This window comes from Microbacterium sp. UBA3394, assembly GCF_002358725.1.
GTDB classification, from domain to species: Bacteria; Actinomycetota; Actinomycetes; order Actinomycetales; family Microbacteriaceae; genus Microbacterium; species Microbacterium luteum.
Window position 1 is genome coordinate 1 of the sequence record NZ_DEPK01000242.1, and the last position, 3,001, is coordinate 3,001.

The 3,001-nt window shown below is 68.0% G+C and carries 4 protein-coding genes; all 4 read left to right on the plus strand.

From position 1 onward, the window contains the following. A partial coding sequence (locus tag B4E30_RS14545; RefSeq protein WP_286795833.1) for an MFS transporter occupies positions 1–1,205 on the plus strand: 1,205 nt, incomplete at its 5' end. Then, on the plus strand, positions 1,195–1,983 hold the full coding sequence (locus tag B4E30_RS14550) for an SGNH/GDSL hydrolase family protein (protein ID WP_286795835.1): 789 nt from the start codon (positions 1,195–1,197) through the stop codon (positions 1,981–1,983). The genes B4E30_RS14545 and B4E30_RS14550, both read left to right, overlap by 11 nt. A gap of 103 nt (positions 1,984–2,086) precedes the next feature. Next, entirely contained in the window at positions 2,087–2,347 is a 261-nt protein-coding gene (locus B4E30_RS14555; protein WP_286795836.1) for a DUF6458 family protein, read from the plus strand. Between the two features lie 91 nt (positions 2,348–2,438). After that, positions 2,439–3,001: LLM class flavin-dependent oxidoreductase (locus B4E30_RS14560; RefSeq protein ID WP_286795838.1), on the plus strand; the 563-nt coding region annotated here is incomplete at its 3' end.

The following is a 3,001-nucleotide window of genomic DNA, read 5'->3' on the forward strand; positions in this document are numbered from 1 at the left end:
CGCTCGCCCAGCAGTGGGACCTCGTGCCGGGGGAGACCGCCTGGATCGCGTCGATCGGATTCATCGGCATGGCGATCGGTGCGAGCATCGGCGGGCTCCTGGCCGATCGTATCGGCCGTCGCCAGGTATTCGCCCTGACCCTGCTGGTGTACGGGCTCGCGACCGGGGCCAGCGCCCTCGTCGGCGGACTCGCGGCCCTCCTCGTCCTGCGTTTCCTCGTCGGGCTCGGGCTCGGCGCCGAGCTGCCCGTGGCCTCGACGTATGTGAGCGAGTTCGCTCCCGCGCGCATCCGCGGCCGCGTCATCGTGATCCTCGAGGCCTTCTGGGCCCTCGGCTGGACCGCTGCGGCCCTCATCGGGTACCTCGTCATCCCGCTCTCCGACGACGGGTGGCGCTGGGCCTTCGCTCTCGGTGCGATCCCCGCCGCCTACGCCCTCGTCGTGCGTTGGGGACTGCCGGAATCAGCGCGCTGGCTGGAGCGCCGCGGTCGTCACCAGGAGGCGGACGAGATCGTCGCGACGTTCGAAGCGGCCTCGACGCGCCCACCGGCGCACCGGCGGCCGGCGCCATCGGTCTCACCGGCACCGCAGGCGACCACCCCGCCCAAGGCTTCTGTGCGCGCCCTGTGGCAGCCCGATCTTCGGGTGCGCACCAGCGCGCTGTGGCTGGTGTGGTTCTGCGTGAACTTCTCCTACTACGGCGCGTTCATCTGGATCCCGACGCTTCTGGTCGCCCAGGGTTTCGACCTGGTGCGCTCCTTCGAGTACACGCTGTGGATCACCCTCGCCCAGCTTCCGGGATACGCCGTGGCGGCGTGGCTCATCGAGGTCTGGGGGCGGCGCGCGACACTGTCGGTCTTCCTCATCGGAAGCGCCGTCGCCGCGCTGCTGTTCGGCACCGCGTCGACCGAGGCGATGATCCTCCTCACCGGGATGGCGCTGTCGTTCTTCAACCTCGGGGCGTGGGGCGCGCTCTATGCGGTGACACCCGAGATGTATCCGACGTCGCTGCGGGCCACGGGCGCCGGCTGGGCGGCGGGCGCCGGGCGGATCGCATCGATCGTCGCCCCGCTGTCGGTACCCCTTCTGCTCGGCATCGGAGGCGCTCCGGTGCTGTTCACGGTCTTCGGTGCCTTCTTCGCCGTCGCCGCGGTGGGCACCTGGGGTCTCGTGGATCGCCGCGGGGTGGCGTTGGATGAGGGATGACACCAGGGGCGACTCGGTGAGGTACGTCGCGATCGGCGACTCGTTCACCGAGGGTGTGGGCGACGAGCTTCCGGACGGTTCGGTCCGCGGATGGGCCGATCTCGTCGCGAAAGGATGGGCGGACGGGACGGGCCGGCCCATCGAGTACGCCAACCTCGCCATCCGCGGCAAACTCATCTGGCCGATCGTCGATGAACAGCTGGAGCGCGCGCTCGCACTCAGACCGACCCACGTGTCGTTCAACGGCGGCGGCAACGACATGCTGCGCCCGCGCATCCCGCTGTCGCGTGTCGTCGATGCTTTCGGCCGCGTCCTTCAGCGGTGTGACGAGGAGGGCGTGACGCTCATCCTCCTGTCCGGCGCGAATCCTTCCGCGCAGCTTCCGCTGTCGCGCCTCATTCAGTCGCGTGGCGATGCCCTCTCGCGACAGGTGGTGGCGCGGGTCGAAGGCCGGAACGACGTGGTGCGCGCGCTCAACTGGCCGGATCGCGAGCTCTCGACACCGGGCTATTGGGCTCAGGATCGACTTCACATGAACGCCCGCGGGCATCATCGGGTCGCAGCGCGAGTGCTGCATGCGCTGGGTGTCGAGGCGCCGGGGGAGTGGTGGTCGATGCCGCCCCTCGAGGTGCCAAGACTGGGAGCCGGCAGATACACCCGCGACCACCTGGGGCCGTGGGTTCGCCGGCGTCTGACGGGGACCTCGTCCGGTGACGGCCGGGCGGCGAAGCATCCGTCATTCATCACGATCTCGCCGTCTGCGACCGCAGAACCGTAGACCGACGCCTGTTGTCAAGCCCGCGCGCGAGATGCAGCCGGTTCGGAAGGATCAGTGGCTGAGAAGTCGATGACCCTCGCACATCGGCGGAAAGGACCTCGCTATGAGTATCGGAGGCGGAATCGCCCTCTTCGTGATCGGTGCCATCCTCGCGTTCGCGGTGAACGTGGACGTGGAGTGGGTGAACCTCGACCTCATCGGCTACATCCTGATGGGGGCGGGCTTCCTCGTGTTCATCATCGGTCTCATGCTCGTCGCGCGCCGTCGTCGCAGTGACACGGTCACGCGCACCGAGACGGATCCCGCGAGCGGAGAGCGCGTCACGCGTCGCTCGACCACCCGGGATGACGTCGACGGAATCTGACGTTTCGGTGTGTGTCTTCGCATGACGTCACGTGAAGACACACACCGACACATCGATTGACCCGCACCCCGGGTCGGCGGATCGTGTCGTCATGACCGATTCTCCTTCTCTCCTCCATGAGCCGCTTCGGTTCGCGTACTGGGTCCCCAATGTCAGCGGGGGACTGGTCGTCTCGAACATCGAGCAGCGCACGTCGTGGGACTACGAGTACAACGTGCGACTCGCCCAGACGGCGGAGCGCGTCGGGTTCGAGTACGCCCTCAGCCAGGTGCGTTACCTGTCGAGCTACGGCGCAGCTCAGCAGCACGAGTCGACCTCGATCAGTCTTGCGCTGCTGCTCGCGACCGAGCGTCTCAAGGTCATTGCGGCCGTGCACCCGGGCCTGTGGGAGCCGGCGGTGCTGGCGAAGTACATCCTGACCGCTGACCAGTTCTCCCACGGCCGCGCCGCGGTGAACGTCGTCAGCGGCTGGTTCAAGGACGAGTACACGAAGCTCGGACTCCCGTGGCTGGAACACGACGAGCGCTATCGCCGCTCCGCCGAGTTCATCGAGGTGCTGCGCGCACTCTGGACGGAGGAGAACGTCGACTTCCACGGCGACTTCTACCGCGTGAACGACTTCACGCTGCGTCCCGGCCCGTATCCGGTCGAGGG